Consider the following 20336-nt stretch of genomic DNA (forward strand, 5'->3'; position numbering starts at 1 on the left):
AGGGGAGTTGAATAGGCGAAGCCTATTTTTGATATTAGGGCATTCCATTAGGAGTGCCTTTTTCAATTCACTTTAGAAGGAGGTCATACAATGACAAACACAGCGTTAGGAGCAGGAGCTGAAAAAGCCCAAGAAATTATTTTTATCAGCGAAGCACATGAGAAATTCTACTACGAGAAATTAAAAGAAGTAAGGTATCAGGATGTGTACCACAAGGCACTTTGCTACTGTCTTGGCATTAACGATGATACCAGAAGAAATGCGAACCGCATTTATGATTTTAAAACAGGCTGTGTAAAAACAGAATGTTTGCATGAAGGCTGGCAGACCAGCGGAAGCGTGAAAGTAGTCAGAATGGCATTTAATTTATATTGCAATGCCACACCAAGCGTGGATGATTACACGGACGCAGAGGAGCAGATTAACGAGTGCAGGCAGTACACAGTGGAAGAATTGTTTTGCTGTGCCTATGCACCATATTTTTGGCAGGCAATACAAATCCGGTATCCGGAGTATGCAACCTATAACCGGAAACTGTATGCCCTGTTTGGAGGAGCAGATTGATGTTAAAAGTTCGATTGATGGGAACAAAGAATGATATTAAATGGTTTGGGAAGATTTTGCAAAGAAATTCCAAAATCGAAGTGACAGAGTTTTCAGATTTATACCCGAATAAAGGGACAAAGAAGTTTTACAGAGCGTATGTAGAAGTGAAAAAGACTAATGTAGCAGAAAGTTAGCAGAGAGTAAAGGAGAATGTATCATGTGTAAAATAATAGCAATCGCAAATCAGAAAGGTGGAGTCGGAAAGACCACCACAACAAGTAATTTGGGAATAGGATTAGCAAAGCAGGGAAAGAGAGTTCTGCTTGTAGATGCCGATGCACAGGGCAGTTTGACTGCAAGTTTGGGATTTACAGAGCCGGACAAGCTGGAGGAAACTCTTGCGACTGTGATGGCGAATATCATCAATGATGTGGAAATGGAAGATGATTACGGGATTTTAAGGCATGAGGAAGGAATTGACCTTATGCCCGGCAATATCGAATTATCCGGTCTGGAGGTATCCTTGGTAAATGTCATAAGCAGGGAGCTTGTGATGCGTTCCTACATAGAGCAGGTGAAAGAGCGATATGATTATATCCTGATTGATTGTATGCCTTCACTTGGCATGATAACCATAAATGCATTTGCCTGTGCAGACAGTATCTTAATTCCGGTACAGGCGGCATATCTGCCAGTGAAGGGGTTGGAACAGCTTATCAAGACCATTGGTAAGGTGAAACGACAGATTAACCCGAAGCTGTCTATTGAGGGCATATTGTTGACCATGGTTGACAGCAGGACAAATTATGCAAAGGACATTAGTGCATTACTGATTGAGAATTATGGCAGCAAAGTAAGAATATTTGAGAATAGCATTCCGATTTCCGTAAGAGCTGCCGAGATTTCGGCAGAGGGTGTCAGCATCTATCAGCACGACCCGAAGGGAAAAGTGGCAAGTGCCTATCAGTCATTGACGGAGGAGGTGCTTGGCAATGAGTAAGGCAGGAAGTGCGGCAAAGGTAAAGTTAAACAGTTTTGATGATTTATTCGGTGCTTCTGATATGACAGCGGGCACCGATCAGGTACAGGAGATACCTCTTTCAGAGCTTTATGAGTTCAAAGGACACCCTTTTAAGGTGCTGGATGATGAAAAGATGCAGGAAACAGTGGAGAGCATCAGAAACTATGGTGTACTTATGCCCGGTATTGCAAGACCAAGGGCAGAGGGCGGTTATGAGATAATCGCTGGACACCGCAGAAAACATGGCTGTGAGCTTGCAGGTCTTTCCACCATGCCTATGTTTATCAGAGATTACAATGATGATGAAGCTACAGTGATTATGGTGGATACCAATATCCAGAGGGAAGATATTCTCCCAAGTGAAAAGGCAAGAGCCTATTCCATGAAGTATGAAGCCATGAAGCATCAGGGAAAAAAGGGAAAAGGAAGCAGCCTTGATGAAGTGGGAGAAGCAGCCGGAGAGAGTGGCAAGACGGTTCAGCGTTATATATGGCTTGCCCGTCTGTCAGATGAATTGCTGGATATGGTTGATAAGAAAAAAATCGGTCTGGTACAGGGTGTTGACATATCCTTTCTGACAGAGCAGGGACAGGAATGGGTGCAGGGCATTCTTGAAGAAACGGGAGCATCTATATCGACTACCCAATCATCAAAGTTAAAGGAATATGGGAAAAACGGCGAGCTGACTCTGCCAATGGTAAAACTTATATTGGTAGAGGAAAAGCCAAAGGAAAGAAAAGTTACAATTAAGGCTGATAAAATCAGCAGATATTTTACGGAGGATTATTCCAGTGAGGATATAGAAAACATTATCTATCAGCTATTGGAAGAATGGCAAAGTAAGCAGTAAAGGAGGCACGGTAAAGTGGGCGATACAATAAACTTTGATTATTATTACGGAATTGAAGCAGAGCAGTTCTCTTTTTATCGTGTTCCCCGGCTTTTGATTAAAGACGAGAGATTTAAGGGGCTTAGTAGTGATGCTAAGCTCCTCTATGGGCTGATGCTTGACAGGATGTCATTATCCATGAAAAACGGCTGGCTGGATGATGAAAGCAGGGCGTACATTATTTATACGGTGGATGCTATTATGGAAGATTTGGGATGTGCAAAGGCAACCTGCATTAAGATTATGAAAGAGCTTGATACCGAAAACGGAATCGGTCTGATTGAAAAGAAACGCCGTGGACTTGGGAAGCCGGACATAATTTATGTGAAGAATTTTTCTACAATTACTGATGCAAAGACAGAGGAAAAGACCGATAATGCTGATAAATCCACAGAAGTTCAAAAACTGAACCTCAAGAAGTCTAATATGCATACTTCCAGAAGTTCAGAAATTGAACTTCAAGAGGTTCAGGATTTAGAACACCAGAAGTTCACAATGCAGACTTCAAGAGGTTCAGAAAGTGAACTTGCAGAAGTTCATAAAGCAGACTCTATTTATACTAACTATAATCAAACTAACCAGAGTTATACTGATATAAGTTATACCAATCCTATCAATCAATCTGGTAATGAGAGTAAGTCGGAAAAAAGGATTGATTTGATGGATGATGTCAATGCATACATAGAACTGATTAAGGATAACATCGAATATGAGCATCACATGAAGTACGATGACTGGCAGAACAAGGCTTTGTATGAGGAGCTCTTTGAGGTTATCTGTGAGGTTGTATGCGTAAAGCGTACAACAATCCGGATTGCAGGGGAGGATTATCCTTATGAGCTTGTAAAATCTAAATTCCTGAAGCTGAACAGTGGACATCTGGAGTATGTGATTGGCTGTATGCACGATACGAATACGAAAATAACAAATATCAAGGCATATATGGTTACTGCTCTTTATAACGCACCCTCAACGATAAACCATTATTATCAGCAGGAAGTGCAGCACGATATGTACGGAGGTGGCTGGCATGAAAAAGGCATTGTTTAAAATAATTCTTCCGGTATGCGTTCTTGTTCTGTGGATGATTACCTGTTATCAGGTTTGCAATAAAGCAGAAGGGTTTGATTATTTCCTTTATTGGATTTTGGTAGGATGCCCCTACGGTATCAGAAAAATGTGTATGTTTCTTGTGCCGAAGAATTTTGGAATTGCAGGAAGTATGGGAATACTGGCACTGAATTGTATCGTTGGAGGTCTGATTGGTGGTATTATTGTTCTTGTGAGGATTATCGTTATATTTACGGAGATAATAAAAGTAATAGCAGGACACTTCTGGACACAATGTCCAAAGGTGTAAAAGAAAAAAGAGCAACAAAAAAGGCATTGTCAATCAATCATGAACAATACCTCTACTTGTCATCTGGAACATATTCCATAATATCTTCAATCCGGCAGTCAAGTATCTGACATAGCCTGTTCAGAATAATGGTCTTTACTACCATATTTTGCCGGAGTCGCTGAAGCTGTGCTTTGTCAATGCCGTAATCTTTAATGAGCTGATACTGACTGATGTTCTTAGCCTTAAGCGTTTGCCAAAGTGGATCATATTTAATCATATAGGCAACTCCTTTCCTACCTTGTATTTTAATGGCAGGGAACTTATAATAATATGGTGCGTGTAAGCACCATAAAGTATGTAAATGGTAAAGACAATAATGGTTTATTTCTGGAGATTGAGGATATAGATGCAGGTAGTGTGGTTTTGAAACAGGAGGATGGTTAATCGTGAAAGAAAAATACATTACAGACGATGAAAGGGAGAAATGCAGAAAAGTTGCAGATGCTTTTGCAGAGCTGTATGAGATTGAAAATATACTTGTTGTGGATGCTGGAAGATATGGTTTTGTCAAGTTACAGTATTATAGACCACCGCAAGGTTTTGAAGATGCAATTACCTTTACGGATAGCCGGAGCATGTTTGAAAACTTGTGGGAGGAATGGTTTGACACGCAGCTGTTCCTTCTGGCAAAAGGAACACCAATGGCAGGAATGGGATATAATGAGATATTCCAGTGTCTGCCAAAGGAGAAACAAGAGGAACTTATGAATAGAAAAGCCGGATTTGCAAAAACGGCAGGAATAGAATAATCAGGTAACAGCGTTAGGGCAGTTATGAGTGAAATACTTGTAGCTGCTTTTTTTGTGCTTTTGGACACGATGTCCAGAAGCGGGAAGGAGAGATATATAGATGGAATCAATGAGAGATATTAACAGGGTAATGGAGCGTGAGATAGCGAAGGGGAGCTGCCCTTTGAAGCTGGATCATATTGAATTTGGAGATTATTCGTATCAGGAGATAACATCAAAGGAGAAACTGCTGGAGGTATTATCGTATTTGTTACGGATAGGTGATTACAAGCAGTATGCCGGAAAGACTATCCTTAATAATGTTTATATGGACCTGCGAGGGAAAAAACCCGTATTTAAGAGAACCAAGACAGCTATGGAAAGAAATAATATATTTGCAACAATCAGAAGGTATGCAAAGAAGCTAAAGCCGCAGTATAATGGAGATGTATATTTGGAAACGGTCAGATGTTATTTTGATATACCGCAAGAAAATCTGGAAAAGTGCCGATATACATATCAGGGGAACGAAACATACGCCTTTCTGATGTCGGATAAATATATCATGGCACTATATACGCATTGTCTGGTGGCAAGAAAAGAAGCTGCTGTGCAGGATTGGCAGGTGGAAGGTTTTACTGAAAAAGAATATGAAATGGTAAGACTGGAGAATGTGGGTGATGTTTTGTTTCAGGCATTGATGCTGGATGATGTAAAGATAAAAGATGGAATGATGTATGCAGATTTTTTATCGGTGATTTTAGATAATATTGTTGATAATTATTAAAAAGTTATGCGTTACGAAAGGGAGAGAAAAAAATATGGGTGAACCAAAATGTATTTATTGTGGAACTTCCAAAGATTTGTCTGATTCAGATATTATACCAGATGCATTAACCGCATCAAGGATAATAAACAAGTGTGTGTGTCATGTGGAGCATAATAGTGGAATGACAAAAAAATTTGAATCAGAGGTGGCTGAGAAATTAGCCTTTCTATTGAATTATTTAAATATTAAATCGAAAAAAAGTAATCATTTTCCGACTTATGAAGCAGATTATGTGATTGCAGGGATACGATATCATGATAAAAAGGTGGTCAAAGAACATGATTTTATAAACAAGAAAATTCTGTGGAGTGAGAATAATGAGTCAGCATTTGGACCGTATGAAAAGATTGAACAGATAGCAAAATCAAAAAAGACTAATAAAGGCGATATTGAACAAATAGATATAAATACTCAAGTGATAGAATCACATATTCCACTTAAGTATGAGGTCTTTTTTAGTGAAGCGATGCATAGGCAAGTGGCGAAGATCGCATATGAATGGTATTGTCTGAAAAATAAAGTGGAAGATAAATACGAGGATTTTTCAGATATAATAGCCTATATTCTAGACGGTGGCAATGACCAAGTTGTAAAAATGGTCACAGATAAAATGCTACTCGACAAATTTAGCGAATTTTGTCATGATGGAAGTCATGCTATGTTAGCTTATATTGATAATCAAGGTGGCATTAGTGTATTAGTGGATATTTTTGGAGTTGCAGTATATGATATAAAGGTATGTAAACATATACCAACATTTTGTGAGAATAATTGCATATTGCAAAAGATTAACATTGATGGTTCAGGAAATAGAGAGCGTGAATGTTTATGTGTTCATGACTATAATGATATTGTTTCAGACATGATTAATGGAATGAGTGAGAGTACTGATTTTCCGGCACAGGAAATTGGGGGATTGCAATGTCATGTAATGATGCCCCAAAATCAACATATTAACTATAATCTCTTTGTTTTAGATATTCTTCATATATTGGGTAAAGGAGTGGCAGGAATTCATGGTGGTAATCAATATGTGGTTGATTTTGTACTAAATCAATTACAAGACTTATTAAATACGGATGTCATTCATAAGAGAGGGCTTAAAAGATTTGTTGAGGACAATATTGGAAGTGATGAAATAAAGATAAATGGAGAAAATATAGGAGAACATAGCATCTTTTACTATTACATTCTTTATAAATTTGGGGAAAGTGAAATTCAAACTTTAGATGATAAAGTTGTTGAACAGTTCATTATCAATCTATTTAATACAAGGAAGATTGATTCAAGAGAAGTGAATATGAGGGAAAAGCTTGAAGAAATGTTACGTGAAGAAAAGTATAGTGAATTGATTAAGTTGGGGGCATGTAAAATAAGAAATTGGTAATCAAAATTTCAAAGTAAGTTTGAAGTTGCTGATTTGAAACAGATTATAAAAGAAACAGCGTCAGGGCAGTTATAAGTCGAGAGATTTGTAGCTGCCTTTTTTTATTGCTTTTGGACACGATGTCCAGAAGCGGAAAGGAGAATTATGAGGTATTTATTACATCGGCTGTATGTTCCGCCTTAGCGAAGCATACGCACAGGAAGATGCAGATCGGAGGTACTTATGCAAGAGGAAGTAACGCAGAAAACAATCGCTCTTGTAATTAAGACCGCTAAACTGGATGCCAACGTCTTGAAGGCTGCAATGCGGATGTATTTGAACCACCGCAGGCAGAAAGCACAGAAAACGCATGGTAAAACTTCTGTGAAAAAGCTGGTTGGCGAAGGTGTGGGAGTTTCGTCTATCGAAGTGACGGACGGCAATATCAAATCCTTTGAGCGGGTAGCTCGTAAATATAATGTTGATTTCGCCGTCAAGAAAGACAAGACAACGGCCCCGCCGAAATATGTGGTATTTTTCAAGGGCAGGGATGCCGATGCAGTAGCACAGGCATTCAAGGAATTTGTTTATGGTAATGAGAAACGAAAGAGCAGAACTTCCGTAAGGGAGAAACTGAAACGCTTCAGGGATGCAGTATCACAGAATAAGAACAGAGAACGGAGCCGGGAAAAGAATAAGGACAGGGTGCAGAGCCTTTGAGTAACATCATTGAAGGCATAACCAAAGACCTGAAGGCTATCCCGAAAAATCTGAAAGCAAAAGCAGGCGGTATGGATACCAAGAAGCTGGTGCTTTTGAATCTGCCCTATATCTTTGTTGGATATTTCTGTGATAAGGTTGCATGGATGTGGAGAGTATCAGAAGGTACAAATGCTTCTGATAAGATGATGGCAGTCATGAACCGTTTTGATAAGCTGTTTGCCAATCCTTTGCCCAGCTTCCACCCAAGAGATTTACTGATTGGTGTGGCAGGCGGCATAGCGCTCCGCCTTGTGGTGTATTACAAAGCCAAGAATGCCAAGAAGTTCCGGCAGGGTGTAGAATACGGTTCCGCAAGGTGGAGTGCATAATTTTAAGTGTAAATGACACATACATGGACGCACAGGAGGTTATGCACATGACTGATTATAGCAAAATTACAGCCCTTTACTCCCGCCTTTCCGTGGGCGACGAGGACAGGGACGGCGGCGAGAGCAACAGCATACAGAACCAAAAAATATTTTTGGAGAACTATGCCAGAGGGCAGCACCTGACCAATATCCGGCACTACATCGACGATGACGAAAGCGGCAGATTTTTTGACCGTTCCGCCTACTCCCGCATGATGGACGATGTGGAAAACGGGAAAATCGGTGTCTGCATTATGAAAGACCTTACCCGCTGGGGGCGCGACTATCTCCAAGTAGGCAATGCGATGGAGATATTCAGACGGAACAATGTGCGCTTTATCGCGGTCAACAACGGCATTGACAGCGAGAAGCCCGACACATTGGAGTTTGCGCCCTTTATCAATATCATGTCGGAGTGGTATGCAAAGGACATCAGCAAGAAAGTGAAAACGGGCATTAAGACCAAAGGCATGAGTGGAAAGCCGATTGTCACCGAAGCCCCTTACGGCTATATCAAAGCCCCGGATAACAAGGACTTTTGGATAATCGACGAGGAAGCCGCCGAGGTTGTACGCCTTATTTTCCGTCTGTTTTTGGACGGGAAAAACCGAAACCAAATCGCCGTATATCTGACACAGGAACAAATCCCGTCCCCCACTTTCTACATGAAAGACCGCGGGCGGGGAACCTGTAAAAATAAGACGCTCAACGAGGATAACCGCTGCAAGTGGAACAAAGCCACCTTGACCAATATCCTCACACGGCAGGAGTATTGCGGCGATGTAGTCAACTTCAAGACTACAAAGCATTTCCGGGATAAACATAACCACTATGTAGACCGGAGCCAGTGGCACATCACAGAAAATGTGCATGAGCCGATTATCAGCCGCAGCGATTTTGAAACCGTACAGCGGATTTTGGAAAACGCACCCGTCAAACGCCCCAACGGGGACGGGGAAATCCACCCTTTGTCGGGCTTACTTTTCTGTAAGGACTGCGGCGCAAAAATGCACATCCGAATAGATTACAGATACGGCAGCAAGCGGCACGTTGCCTATTGCAGCGAGTACCACAAGGGAAAAGCAAAAAATCCCAAGTGCAGCTCCCCGCACATCATGGACGCGGATTTGCTCATGCAGACCATCGCGGAAGTGCTGAAGAAAATCGAGGACTATTCCATCAGCAACCGGGCGGAGTTTGAAGCCTTAGTGAAAAAGAACCTTGCCATGCAGCAGACCGACCAGACCAAGAAGCAGCAGAAGCGTATTCCGCAAATCACGACGCGCCTTGAACAGATTGACAAGGTGCTGAATAAGCTCTATGAGGACAACGCCCTCGGCACGATCCCGCAAGACCGTTATGAGCAGATGTCGCAGAAGTATTCGGAAGAATACTATGCGCTGAAAGCGGAGCTTGCCACGCTCCAAGAGCAGCTATCCGCTTATGAGAACGCGGGAGGACGGGCGCAGAAGTTTTTGAAGCTGACGGAACGCCATGCTGCCTTTACCGACCTGACCCCCACCATTCTCAACGAGTTTATCAGCCGGATTGAAGTGCATGAGCGCGACCAGAAAAGGGCGAGATACGCAATCCAGCACATCAGCATATATTTCAATTATATCGGCAAGTTTGAGAATGAAGTGACGCAGCTTGCAGAGCCGACCGAGCAGGAAATCCGGCAAATGCGGGAGGAAATCGAAGAAGCCAAAAAGGAAAAGAGCCGCGCCTATCATCGGCAGTATTCAAGGGAGTACCGGGCGAGAAACCTTGAAACGCAGCGGGAGTATGACCGCATGAAAGCGCGGGAATACAGGGCAAGGAGAAAGGCGCAGGCAGCCGGAGCACAGCCCGCACAGTAAAACAGAATAACCGTCAACCAAGAGGGATTTTCCGAACTACGGGAAATCCCTCTTTTGCGCCCAAAGAAAGGAGCCGCCTATGGCAGAACATACCCCCGACAGTATCATCACGACCCAGAGGAACGGGCAGACCATTGTTGCGGAGTTATTTTTCAATCACAGCAGCACAGAAACATTCCGCGACAAGCTGCTCAAACTGGCACTTGCCGACAGCTCGCGTTTATCCGCGTCTGACGGTCAAGAGCCGGAAAAAACGGAAATCTTGCGATAACAGCCGCCCCGACGATACACTCCCCGTCTGGGCGGTTTCTATTTGAAAATCCTCATTTTCCCCAAGTCAAGAGCCGGGAAAAACACCCGAAAAATGCCCCTATTGCGTAACAGGGGCGCAGAAAGGAGAGTTTATGAGAACAGGGCTTACGAAGCAGGAAAAGACCACCGATATTTGGTTTGACGAGAAAGACCCCCTTATCCATATCCGCACCCACAACACCGACTTAAAGAAGCGGCTTGCCGCCTACGCCGGACAGCACCCCGACCAGTGCCGCCAGACCGACGCAGACCCCGAAACGGACTGCATGGAGTTTGATATTGCAAAGGGGCGTTTCTCTTTCCGTCTGACCGCCCCATACAACGAGGAACGGCGGGAAGCTGCGCGGCGGTCTGCCAGAGAAAACAAGGCCACTGACAGGCTGAAATGAGGTGGATTTATTCATAACCATGTGCTATGATATTTATAGATAGTGAAACTTCCTTTCAATTTTTTCGTCTATACAAGTAACAGAGAAGAACAGGAGGCTTGTTCCATGAGAAAAAAGAGATTGATGATTGCAATAGCTTGTATCATTTTAGTAGGTATCGCGGTAATCGTATTTTTTTCACAACAGGGGAAAAAACCGTATAAGAATTTGGACGCAGCGCAGATTGTTTCCGCTAAAGTGTTATTAACACCGCCAGACAAAACGATTGAGATTGAAAATATCCAAGAATTAGTTGAATATTTGAATGATGTTGTTGTCTATAATGAGGATAATTCTTACACAGAGTATGCTGGACAAGGCGTTGTTTTTACCTTGACTATGGTAGACGGTACACAAACAGATATTATGGCGTATAACCCATTTATTGTCATTGACGGTATCGGTTATAAGACAAAATATGAGCCATGTGAAGCACTCAACAGCTATGCAAATGAATTACTAAACTCTGGGACTGCCAATATAATTTTGGAAGAACCGCCCACATTAAGCGTTGTGAGTGACGAAACCGCTATCGGTGCAGTATTAGGAACTTATTCGTGGCAAAAAACAAATATTGACGGAACTGCTGAAAGCACAATAGCTGATAGCCCACACCCGTTAGAGTGCAAGGATCTGTTGTCCCCGCCATTTGAAACAACAGAAACAACAGCTACATTAAGATTTACAGAAGACCCAGATACAATTTTAAGTGTGCAGTGCTGGAGTGACGAACATTGGGGAGAGCCTGCTACAAACAGCGAAGATGTAACTATTGTTGGAAACGTACTCACTCTTAAACTGGGCGGATATATTTATGAAGTAACAGCTGAATGGAATACTGAAAATGGCTATGGCGGAACAGCAAGCTATTTTATATATTTGAAAACAGCAGACTAAAATTGAATAGCCACCCACAAGGGCAGCCGAGAAAATCGACTGTCCTTTTTCTATGCGTATGAGCAGAAAGGAGCGCCCAACCATGACAAAGCCAAGAGAGAAAACCCGCGAGGAGTTGCAAGCCGAGATTGAGGACGGAAAGAAGAAAATCCGGCAGTTTGAGAACCGAGAAAAGATGTTGCGTCAGAAGCTATCCAAAGAGGAACGCAGAACGCGCAGCCACCGCCTTATTGTCCGGGGCGCAGTCTTTGAAAGCATTGTGCCGGAAGCAAAGAACATGACCGACGAGGAAGCCACAGCACTTCTCCGGCTTGCCTTGACGAGTGAACCAGCGCGGGAATATCTGAAAAAACGAGCCGAGGGAGCGACAAGCTAAATAATCCCTTGGCAACAAGGGCGCACTTATACACCCTTGCGGGCGTGTGCGCTCTGCCGAGGGCTTATCTCCGCACAGGGAGATTTCCCCGCGCTCCGATATGGCGGCTTTGCCGCAACAAGGGGCTGCACCCCTTGCGCCGCTTCGCGGCTATCCCTGCACACCCACAAAAACAGTACCCCCGCCTTTGGCGTCTGTACCATTTTTGCGGGTTTTATTATCCTATCCGGGAGGTGATACCCATAGCCATTTACCATTGGAACATCGGCATTGTGAGCCGAGGAAAAGGCAAATCAGCCGTTGCCGCAGCCGCCTACCGAAGCGGCGAAAAGCTGACAAACGAATGGGACGGAATGACACATGACTACACTCGCAAAGGCGGCGTTGTCCATACAGAAATCATGCTGCCGCCCCATGCCCCGCCCTCTTTCTCTGACCGTTCAACCTTGTGGAACAGCGTGGAGCTTTACGAGAAAGCCGGGAACGCCCAGCTTGCCAGAGAGATTGACGCAGCACTCCCCATTGAGTTATCCAGAGAGGAACAGATCCGGCTTGTCCGGGAATACTGTTCCTCTCAATTTGTTTCCAGAGGAATGTGCGTTGATTATGCCATTCACGACACCGACAGCGGCAACCCCCATTGTCACATCATGCTTACCATGCGCCCCCTTGACGAGCGCGGCACATGGGCAGCGAAATCCAAAAAGGAATATGACCTTGACGAGAACGGCGAGCGTATTCGCTTGCCAAGCGGCAGATACAAGACCCACAAAGTTGACCTTACAGGCTGGAACGACAAGGACAACACCCTCTTGTGGCGCAAGGCATGGGCTGACTTTACCAACGACTTTTTGGAGAGGAACGGAAGCCCGGAGCGCATCGACCACCGCAGCAACGCCGAGAGAGGAATTGACGAACTGCCTACCGTCCACATGGGCGTGGCGGCTTGCCAGATGGAGAAGAAAGGTATCGCCACCGAGAAAGGCGAACTGAACCGCAGTATTCAAAAGACAAACCGCCTTATCCGGGAAATCCGGGCGCAGATTAGCAAGCTCAAGGAATGGATTGCTGACCTGTTCAAAGCGCGGGAAACCGCCCCGGAGCAGCCGCCGCAATCTCCCAACCTTGCAAATCTGTTGATGAAGTATTTGAGCGTTCAGAGAGAAAAGAGCCGGAAGTATTCGCAGAGTTGGCAACAGCAGCACGCAACCGATGAATTGAAAACCATAGCGGCAGCGGTCAACTATCTCTCCGAGCATAGTATCTCGACCCTTGACGAGCTGGACGCTTCTCTTTCCTCTGTCAGCGATAAAGCCTATTCAATCCGGGAGGGAATGAAAACCGCTGAGGAACGCATGAAGAAGCTGCAAAAGCTAATTGAATACGGGAAGAGCTACACAGAGTACAAGCCCATACAGGACGAGTACCGGCAAATCCGCTGGAAAGGAAAACAGGAGAAGTTTGCAGAAGCCCGCCGCGCCGAGCTTACCCTATGGGACGCGGCAAACCGCTATCTCCATGCAAATCTGCCGAAAGGAACAAAGACCTTGCCTATTGCGGAATGGGAACAGGAATATGCTGACCTCAAAACGCAGAGGGACAGCGATTATACCAAACTGAAAGATACCCGCGCCGAGGTTGCCGAGCTTCAAAAAATCCGCAGGTGCGTGGATATTGCACTCCGCGCCGACCAACCGGAGCAGATGCAGAGCCGCACCAAGCGGCATGAACAGGAGCGATAAGAAAAGGACGGGCAAGCTACTTTGCCTGTCCGTCCTAAATGTTTTCCGATAAAATGGACGCTATTGATTCCTAATATTAAAACCAACTTGCTCTTTCGTCCCTAAATTCGGGCAGGTCACTATGCTCATAAGGATTATAATTATTCAAATTGCAGCCAAACTCTTTCAATGATTTTATTTTATTATCCTTTGTCCATTCAACCAGGGAAATTCCATCAAATTCCTCTATGCTCCCATTGTTCATTTCATTTTTGAAATACCACTCCACAATCGTCTGATTTCCTTTGTGGAAAAATTGTTTGATTTCCCAAGCAACGACTTTGCCACGAGTATTCCATTCCTGAAACCAGTGTTTTACGATTTGACGGTTATTATATTTTGGACCCCAACTTTCAGTATAAATTACATCTTCTGCAAAAATATTATCAATACCTAAATCCTGTTTTGTAAGCCACATTTCAAACCATAAGTGAATATTTTTTTCTCTTTCATTCACAATCCAGCACCTCACTAACTTCCGATTTTTCGGTTTCATTCTACATCAAAACTATGAACAATTCAACCACAGAAAGAGAGGTATCAGCCATGTATTACACCCAAGAACAGATAGACCACGCCAACCAAGCCGACCTTGTTTCTTTCCTGCAATCACAGGGCGAGCAGCTTACCCGCGCCGGACAGGAATACCGTTGGAAACGGCACGACAGCTTGACCGTCCGGGGAAACAAGTGGTACAGGCATAGCCAGAGCAAAGGCGGCGGCCCCGTTGATTTTGTCATGGAGTTTTTCGGAAAGAGCTTTACCGAAGCCGTTGAACTTCTCACAGGAGAGAAAGGCGCAGCCCCACCGCCGGACAGCCCCGCGCCCCTCTCCGACTTCCGATTGCCGCCCCGCAGCCCCACCGCCGAACAAGTGAAAAGGTATCTTACCGAAGCCCGCCGCATTGATGAAGATGTGACGGGCTTTTTCATTTCCAGCGGCGATATTTACGAGGAAGCCGCCCATCACAACGCCGTATTCGTAGGGCGGGACGAGGACGGAATACCGCGCTACGCCCACAGCAAGGGAACGGCGGGAACCTTCCGGCTTGATGTGAAAGGCAGCGACAAAGCCTTTAACTTCTGCTACCGGGGCGAGGGCGAAAGGCTGTTTGTCTTTGAAGCACCGATTGACCTTTTATCTTTCCTCTGCCTGTTCAAAAAGGAATGGCAGAAACAAAGCTACCTTGCACTGGGCGGCGTGGGAGAAAAAGCCCTGCTGCGTTTCCTCTCTGACCGTCCGAACATCAAGACCGTTTACCTCTGCCTTGACAGCGACCAAGCCGGAAACGACGCTTGCAGCCGCCTTGTGGAGCTTATGCCGGAGGGCTTGACCGTCCACCGTCTTATTCCACTTTTCAAAGATTGGAACGAGGTGCAGACGCGCCGGGGAGAAATCGCGGACGGGAAGTATATCCGGGAAGCGATTTACGGCTTGAAAGAGCCGCCGCAGGAAGAAACCGTTGAGATTATCCGTATGAGCGAGGTGGACACACAGACCGTTGAATGGCTATGGGAGCCGTATATTCCCTTTGGGAAAGTAACCATTGTGCAAGGCAATCCCGGCGAGGGCAAGACCACCTTTGCCCTACGCCTTGCCGCCGCCTGCACCACCGGGCGGGAGCTTCCGAACATGAAGCCCCTGCCGCCGTTCAATGTGATTTACCAGACCGCCGAGGACGGGCTGGGCGATACCGTCAAGCCCCGCTTGATGGAAGCAGAAGCCGACCTTGACCGCGTACTTGTGATTGATGAAGCCAAGCGGGAGCTTACCCTCTCCGACGAGCGCATAGAAAAGGCAATCACGCAGAACGGGGCGCGTCTGATTATCCTTGACCCCATACAGGCGTACATGGGCGAAAAGACCGACATGAACCGGGCAAACGAAGTGCGCCCCATGTTCCGCCGCCTTGCCGATGTTGCCGAGCGTACCGGGTGCGCCGTTATCCTTATCGGACATCTCAACAAAGCTGCCGGAGGGCAGAGCGCATACCGGGGCTTAGGGTCTATCGACTTCCGCGCCGCAGCAAGGAGCGTCCTGCTGATCGGGCGCGTGAAGCGAGAACCGAATGTGCGCGTTATCGTCCATGACAAATCTTCCCTTGCGCCGGAGGGCAAGCCCGTTGCCTTTTGCCTTGACCCGGAAACGGGCTTTTCGTGGATAGGCGAATACGACATCACCGCCGACGAACTGCTGTCCGGCGCGGGCGGCAACAACGCCACCAAAACCGAGCAAGCCGAAAGGCTGATACTTGACCTGCTTGCAGACGGGAAAGAGCTTGCCAGCGAGGACATTGTAAAAGCCGCAGCCGAAGCCGGAATATCCGAGAGGACGGTACAGACCGCCAAGCGCAACATGGGCGGCATTTTAGGCGCAAGGCGTGTCGGCGGTCAATGGTACAACTTCATCAAGAAGAAGCAGCCACCCGAACCCGCAAGCTGAAAGTGCAAAACGCAGACCCTTTGCACTTTGCACTTTCGCACTTTCACGATAATTTGCGTCAATAACTCAAAAAAGCACTTGACAAAACGCTTCATGGGGAAATGCCAAGGACATAGAGCCATATATGGACTCTGTGTTTGAAAATAATGTTCTTCTGACACAGACAGAACGGCTGATGATGTCCGGCAGACCGAAAGAGCCGAAGTATGCAAGAAATAAAAATATTCTTGTTATCGGTGGTTCCGGTTCCGGTAAGACTCGCTTTTTTGTGAAGCCGAACCTGATGCAGATGCACTCGTCTTATGTTGTCACTGATCCGAATGGCTACACTATAAGAAGATAGAAAAAGGGAGCGTTACATACAACGAAAAGTAATTGATTGTCCATGGAAGGGAGGTTGAACACCATGACGAAAAAAGAACCAATCAAGATTACTGCCTTGTATGAAAGACTTTCCAGAGATGACGAGCAGGCTGGCGAATCTAACAGCATACAGAACCAGAAGATGTATCTGGAGGAATATGCCCGACAGCATGGGCTTCGGAATATCCGGCATTTCTCTGATGACGGTTATAGTGGTACAAATTTTGTTGAGGTAAGATAACGATACCTTTTTTGCAGAGGGTGTTATCTTACCTCTTTTTGATGTATGTTAGATAGCATAACTCTTTACGTCGGCTCCTATCTGTCTGAAATAGGAGATACTTTCGGTAGGCTTGTCACCTGTATCAACTCTGCCGACAAAGCTATAAAAGATTTCGATTTTGCGGGTGTTCGTTTCCTTATCCAGTTCGTGAATAAGAATACGGTCAATAAATTCATGGACGTTTTCGTAGGTCAGTTCTTCAATCGCTGTGTATCTGCGTACCAGTGCGACAAACCTTTTTACGTCCGCGCTGCGCTCGGTGGCGTTGTCGATTTCCTGTGACAGCTCCGCAATCCTCCGGGTCAGCGTCTTTTTTTCTTCATCATAGCCGGAAGTCAGAAAAGCAAATTGTTCATCTGAAAGTTTCCCTAAAGCGTTGTCCTCGTAGAGCTTGCGGAATAAGATGTTCAGCTCGTTAATACGGTTCTGCGCCTTGTCAAGCTCTTTCCGCTGCTGTGTCAGCGTCTTTTGTACTGCCTTTGCGCTGCACTCGTTGGCTGTTTCGATAAACTCCTGTTCATGCTCTTTCACATAAGACGTTACTCGCTGCAAGTCTGCAAGGACAAGTTCTTTCAATACGCTTTTGCGGATATAATGCGTAGTGCAGAGCATATCATTTCTTGCCCGGTTGCGGTAGTTGCCGCAAGTGTAGGCGTGTTTCCGTTCAAGCGTCCCGGCTCCGCGTACTGCATACATTTTGTAGCCGCAGTCCCCGCAAAAGAGCAGCCCGGAAAACAGGTCAATTTCATCAACCTTTGTCGGGCGTTGCCGGGTGGCAATCCGCTTCTGTGCAAGTTCAAAGGTTTCTTCATCAATCAAAGGTTCGTGAGTGTTGGGGAAGAAATACCTTTTTTCCTCCGGGTTCTTTTTCGTCTTTTTCGACTTATAAGATACCTTGTAGGTTTTCCCGGTTATGGTATGCCCTAAATATTCTTTCCTTGTCAGAATGTCGTACAGCGTCTTATCCGGCCAGTTGTACCATGCGTTGAGCTGTGGGCGGGGGTGGCGTTTGCTCCCTGTCCTGCGGTAGCGCAGTTCCCCGACGGTCAGTATTTCATTGTCCCGCAGCCAGTTCTGGATTTCACACATACGGTCGCCCCGTACATACATTGCAAAAATCTGTTTTACGACGTGCGCCGTTTCCGGGTCGGGTATCAGATGATTGCGGTTATCCGGGTCGATAAGGTAGCCGTAAGGAGCTTCGCCGTTGACGCGCTCGCCTTTCTGCGCCTTTGCCTGTTTGACAGCCCGGATTTTCTTTGAGGTGTCGCGGGCGTAAAACTCGTTGAACCAGTTCCGCAGAGGGGTAAACTCGTTATCTTCCCTTGCTGTGTCTACACCGTCGTTAATGGCAATGTAGCGCACTTCATATTCGGGAAAGACAATCTCTATCAGCTCCCCGGTTTTCAGATAATTACGTCCCAGACGGGAAAGGTCTTTTGTTATGACGGTCGCCACGTTCCCGGCTTCAACCTCATGCAGCATGGCTTGAAGCCCCTCACGCTCAAAGCTCACGCCGGAAAATCCGTCGTCTACGAAAAAGCGCGTGTTGAAAAAGTGGTGTTCGTCAGCATACTTTTGTAAAATCAGTTTTTGGTTCTGTATGCTCTCGCTTTCCCCGGCTTGCATATCTTCCTGGCTCAATCTGCAATATAAAGCGGTAATCTTGTCTGTCTGTAACATTTTGTCCTCCTTTCCGACGACAGACAAGCATGGTATTTGTACTGTCTATATTATACCACATACCGCTGCCTGTGTCATGTATAAAATGTGAAGAAACGCCCTATTTCCGGGCGTTTGCGGGGTTCAGTTCCATGTCTTTGCGAATGAGTTTTTTTATCTTTTTATCCAGTGTGTCCGTTGCGCGTTCACTTGCGGACGAACATACAAGGTAAGTAACTTTTCCTATTTTATGCTCCGTTGTGGTAACGGGCGTTTGGTTTTGCGTCAAAGAAAATCCCCCTTTCTTTCGCAAACATATAATATAGTCTATGAATAGCAGCAAGTCCACTATTCAATAAAACAAAGGCTTTAATCGGACGGTTATTAGCATAACCTCATGGGAATTTCACCCCGGCATGGTTCTCATGCAGCCCTACCCATTGCCTGCGACGCTCTTAACGCTCGGACTGTGGCTGTAAGGAAGTATCATTGTATATTCTGCGTGTCGTCGCCCGCAAGCCGCTACACTTGCTTTCCGGCGCGGTGTTGGTCGCTCGGCTGTCCGGGCGGGAATACTCCCACCGGGATAGCGTCATGGCGCACCCGCCGTATGGCTCGACGCAAAAGGAACGTATCCGATTTGCCCTATGCTGCGCCGCCGTTATCTTGCGCCGCTTTCTTTTTCAAGGTTCAAAATGGCTGTACTGCCCGCGTCAGCAGCGGAACGGAAAAGGGGGTGAGAGAAAGCGTCCCGCCGCCGTTGGGGTTATTCCTCTGTCCTAAAGGTGAGGACAGCCATCATCAGTTTTGCTTGCAGCCGTTCCCGAATGTCGTGGTCTACGCCGAAATAGACGTTCCCACGCTCGTCGTACAGCTTCCGCATGGAGAGGCGGGCTATGTAGCCGCTGAAATGCTGCAAGACAATCTTCATAGCGTCCGGGTCGCCCTTTGTCGCTGCCACAATGACAGAATAGGGAATAAGGGCGTTTTCCGGGTAGCCGGGTTCGTTACCATTCGTCCCATTCATCAGCATTTTCCTCCAGATATTTTCTTAATTTCTCAAAAGAGCTTGTCCGCCTGTACTGTATCGTGCTTCTCGACGTGTTGAACATCTCCGCAATCTCGGTGTCGTTCATTCCCTCGAAATAGTACAGGAGTACGGCTTTGCGCTTTTCTTCCGGCAAAGTACGGATTGCTTCAAGAAGCAGCTTCGGCGTGATTTTCTTCCCGGCTTTCTCAAAGACGGTTTCGGCGGTTTCCCGTTTGAAATATTCATCAAAGGTATGAAGCTGCCGCGCTTCGTCTAAGGGCAAATCGGAAAAGGTGACTTCCCTTGCCTTATGCCTGTGCAGCTCCCTGTGAGCGTCACACGCTTCATTGTGCAGCACCGTATTACAAAACTTCTGAAAAGCACATTGTTTGTAAAACTCCCTGCTATTAGGTTCCACATTCTCACCTCCTTTCTCGTTGGAAAGTTGGTGGTGCTTCCCCCTTTTCGCGGGGCAATACGGCGTTTTTGAAAAACGCCGAAGATTTTTTGAAATTTTTTCAAAAAATTTTTTGAGCAGCAAAATACGCCTGTCCGAAAAGCCCGGACAGGCGTATGGGTATTGTAAGCAGTATTTAGATGATTAGACAGTTCATAGTCAAGGGTAGAGATGTTCCCGGCGGTGGTCGGGCTTTTTTTGATGTGTCAATGACCGTCGGATTTTGTCGATAGGGTATGTGCTTCATGGCGGCTACCTCCTTTTAGCCGCCGCTTTTAGCAGTGATACCGCGTCATTTCATTAGAAGATAAAAAGAAACGGCGGCTTTGATTTTTCAAAGCTGCTGCGGAAATCAAAGAACGACAAGCAACAGTTCTGATTTTGCTCCAATATGGTTATTGGGGGCACAAATTAAAATCAAAAAAGAGCCGATAACAGCAGTATTTCAAACTGCATATTATCGGCTCTGCGTCTGTGCGTCTGGCTCTTTTAATTAAATTAACCTGTTGTGCTAGATAAAATAATATAAAGAAAC

24 protein-coding genes and 2 pseudogenes are annotated in these 20336 nt (G+C 45.7%); 20 read left to right on the forward strand and 6 right to left on the reverse strand.

The window, feature by feature from the left end; all coding sequences use genetic code 11:
- The first annotated feature begins 90 nt into the window (after positions 1-90).
- Genes DW826_RS15895 through DW826_RS15915 form a run of 6 tightly spaced genes read left to right on the forward strand, consistent with a single transcriptional unit; the run spans position 91 to position 3816 of the window.
- Positions 91-564, forward strand: coding sequence for a DUF6075 family protein (locus DW826_RS15895; protein WP_117553182.1), 474 nt, complete (start codon positions 91-93; stop codon positions 562-564).
- Complete coding sequence (locus DW826_RS18355; RefSeq protein WP_002582201.1) at positions 564-740, forward strand: hypothetical protein; 177 nt, start codon at positions 564-566, stop codon at positions 738-740. The genes DW826_RS15895 and DW826_RS18355 overlap by 1 nt, the downstream gene beginning before the upstream one ends.
- A 23-nt stretch (positions 741-763) precedes the next feature.
- Positions 764-1546, forward strand: a complete 783-nt coding sequence (locus DW826_RS15900) for an AAA family ATPase (protein ID WP_117553183.1) — start codon at positions 764-766, stop codon at positions 1544-1546.
- Positions 1539-2417, forward strand: coding sequence for a ParB/RepB/Spo0J family partition protein (locus DW826_RS15905; protein WP_117553184.1), 879 nt, complete (start codon positions 1539-1541; stop codon positions 2415-2417). The genes DW826_RS15900 and DW826_RS15905 overlap by 8 nt, the downstream gene beginning before the upstream one ends.
- 15 nt (positions 2418-2432) lie before the next feature.
- Positions 2433-3506, forward strand: coding sequence for a DUF6017 domain-containing protein (locus tag DW826_RS15910; protein WP_117553185.1), 1074 nt, complete (start codon positions 2433-2435; stop codon positions 3504-3506).
- On the forward strand, positions 3487-3816 hold the full coding sequence (locus tag DW826_RS15915; protein WP_117553186.1) for a DUF6050 family protein: 330 nt from the start codon (positions 3487-3489) through the stop codon (positions 3814-3816). Before DW826_RS15910 ends, DW826_RS15915 begins: the two co-directional genes overlap by 20 nt.
- Before the next feature lie 52 nt (positions 3817-3868).
- Here the strand turns inward: DW826_RS15915 and DW826_RS15920 are convergent, their stop codons facing one another.
- Entirely contained in the window at positions 3869-4075 is a 207-nt protein-coding gene (locus tag DW826_RS15920) for a helix-turn-helix transcriptional regulator (protein ID WP_035779437.1), read from the reverse strand.
- A 169-nt stretch (positions 4076-4244) separates the two neighbouring features.
- On the opposite strand from DW826_RS15920, the gene DW826_RS15925 reads away from it, so the two are divergent.
- From DW826_RS15925 to mobQ, 11 genes are all read left to right on the forward strand, one after another.
- Positions 4245-4607 (forward strand): hypothetical protein, encoded by a 363-nt coding sequence (locus DW826_RS15925; protein ID WP_330593135.1) that lies wholly within the window; start codon positions 4245-4247, stop codon positions 4605-4607.
- 100 nt (positions 4608-4707) lie between these two features.
- Positions 4708-5373, forward strand: a complete 666-nt coding sequence (locus tag DW826_RS15930) for a hypothetical protein (RefSeq protein WP_117553188.1) — start codon at positions 4708-4710, stop codon at positions 5371-5373.
- A gap of 34 nt (positions 5374-5407) precedes the next feature.
- The gene (locus DW826_RS15935) at positions 5408-6802 is read left to right on the forward strand and encodes a hypothetical protein (protein WP_117553189.1); all 1395 of its coding nucleotides are present in this window, start codon (positions 5408-5410) and stop codon (positions 6800-6802) included.
- A 222-nt stretch (positions 6803-7024) separates the two neighbouring features.
- Positions 7025-7501: a PcfB family protein gene (locus DW826_RS15940; RefSeq protein ID WP_117553190.1), complete on the forward strand. Its 477-nt coding sequence runs from the start codon at positions 7025-7027 to the stop codon at positions 7499-7501.
- The gene (locus DW826_RS15945; protein ID WP_117553191.1) at positions 7498-7872 is read left to right on the forward strand and encodes a conjugal transfer protein TraG; all 375 of its coding nucleotides are present in this window, start codon (positions 7498-7500) and stop codon (positions 7870-7872) included. Before DW826_RS15940 ends, DW826_RS15945 begins: the two co-directional genes overlap by 4 nt.
- Positions 7873-7895: 23 nt before the next feature.
- Complete coding sequence (locus tag DW826_RS15950) at positions 7896-9770, forward strand: recombinase family protein (RefSeq protein ID WP_117553192.1); 1875 nt, start codon at positions 7896-7898, stop codon at positions 9768-9770.
- 79 nt (positions 9771-9849) lie between these two features.
- Positions 9850-10041, forward strand: coding sequence for a transposon-encoded TnpW family protein (locus DW826_RS15955; RefSeq protein ID WP_117553193.1), 192 nt, complete (start codon positions 9850-9852; stop codon positions 10039-10041).
- A gap of 133 nt (positions 10042-10174) precedes the next feature.
- Positions 10175-10471, forward strand: coding sequence for a hypothetical protein (locus tag DW826_RS15960; protein ID WP_117553194.1), 297 nt, complete (start codon positions 10175-10177; stop codon positions 10469-10471).
- Between the two features lie 105 nt (positions 10472-10576).
- On the forward strand, positions 10577-11407 hold the full coding sequence (locus tag DW826_RS18730) for a hypothetical protein (RefSeq protein ID WP_242994124.1): 831 nt from the start codon (positions 10577-10579) through the stop codon (positions 11405-11407).
- Between the two features lie 82 nt (positions 11408-11489).
- Positions 11490-11783 carry a DUF3847 domain-containing protein gene (locus DW826_RS15970; protein ID WP_112091127.1) on the forward strand — a complete coding sequence of 98 codons (294 nt, stop codon included), beginning with the start codon at positions 11490-11492 and terminating at the stop codon, positions 11781-11783.
- Positions 11784-12025: 242 nt separating this feature from the next.
- Positions 12026-13525 (forward strand): MobQ family relaxase, encoded by a 1500-nt coding sequence (mobQ, locus tag DW826_RS15975; RefSeq protein WP_242994125.1) that lies wholly within the window; start codon positions 12026-12028, stop codon positions 13523-13525.
- A 76-nt stretch (positions 13526-13601) separates the two neighbouring features.
- On the opposite strand, the gene DW826_RS15980 is transcribed toward mobQ, so the two are convergent.
- Positions 13602-14021: a nuclear transport factor 2 family protein gene (locus tag DW826_RS15980; RefSeq protein ID WP_055059684.1), complete on the reverse strand. Its 420-nt coding sequence runs from the start codon at positions 14019-14021 to the stop codon at positions 13602-13604.
- Positions 14022-14110: 89 nt separating this feature from the next.
- Between DW826_RS15980 and DW826_RS15985 the strand changes: the two genes are divergently transcribed.
- From DW826_RS15985 to DW826_RS15995, 3 genes and pseudogenes are all read left to right on the forward strand, one after another.
- On the forward strand, positions 14111-16006 hold the full coding sequence (locus tag DW826_RS15985; RefSeq protein WP_117553195.1) for an AAA family ATPase: 1896 nt from the start codon (positions 14111-14113) through the stop codon (positions 16004-16006).
- Between the two features lie 106 nt (positions 16007-16112).
- Positions 16113-16325: pseudogene (locus tag DW826_RS15990) on the forward strand (type IV secretory system conjugative DNA transfer family protein); the annotation flags it as partial.
- 87 nt (positions 16326-16412) lie between these two features.
- Positions 16413-16595, forward strand: a pseudogene (locus DW826_RS15995) (recombinase family protein); the annotation flags it as partial.
- Between the two features lie 63 nt (positions 16596-16658).
- On the opposite strand, the gene DW826_RS16000 reads toward DW826_RS15995, so the two are convergent.
- The 4 genes from DW826_RS16000 to DW826_RS16020 form a co-directional block, all read right to left on the reverse strand.
- Positions 16659-18335: a recombinase family protein gene (locus DW826_RS16000; RefSeq protein ID WP_002569190.1), complete on the reverse strand. Its 1677-nt coding sequence runs from the start codon at positions 18333-18335 to the stop codon at positions 16659-16661.
- Between the two features lie 100 nt (positions 18336-18435).
- Entirely contained in the window at positions 18436-18663 is a 228-nt protein-coding gene (locus DW826_RS18905) for a transposon-encoded TnpW family protein (protein WP_004613661.1), read from the reverse strand.
- Between the two features lie 417 nt (positions 18664-19080).
- Positions 19081-19341: a helix-turn-helix domain-containing protein gene (locus tag DW826_RS16015; RefSeq protein ID WP_117553197.1), complete on the reverse strand. Its 261-nt coding sequence runs from the start codon at positions 19339-19341 to the stop codon at positions 19081-19083.
- Positions 19322-19762 carry an RNA polymerase sigma factor gene (locus tag DW826_RS16020; RefSeq protein ID WP_117553198.1) on the reverse strand — a complete coding sequence of 147 codons (441 nt, stop codon included), beginning with the start codon at positions 19760-19762 and terminating at the stop codon, positions 19322-19324. Before DW826_RS16020 ends, DW826_RS16015 begins: the two co-directional genes overlap by 20 nt.
- Positions 19763-20336 lie beyond the last annotated feature (574 nt).

The organism is Clostridium sp. AM34-11AC (assembly GCF_003435375.1).
Classification (GTDB): Bacteria; Bacillota; Clostridia; order Lachnospirales; family Lachnospiraceae; genus Pilosibacter; species Pilosibacter fragilis.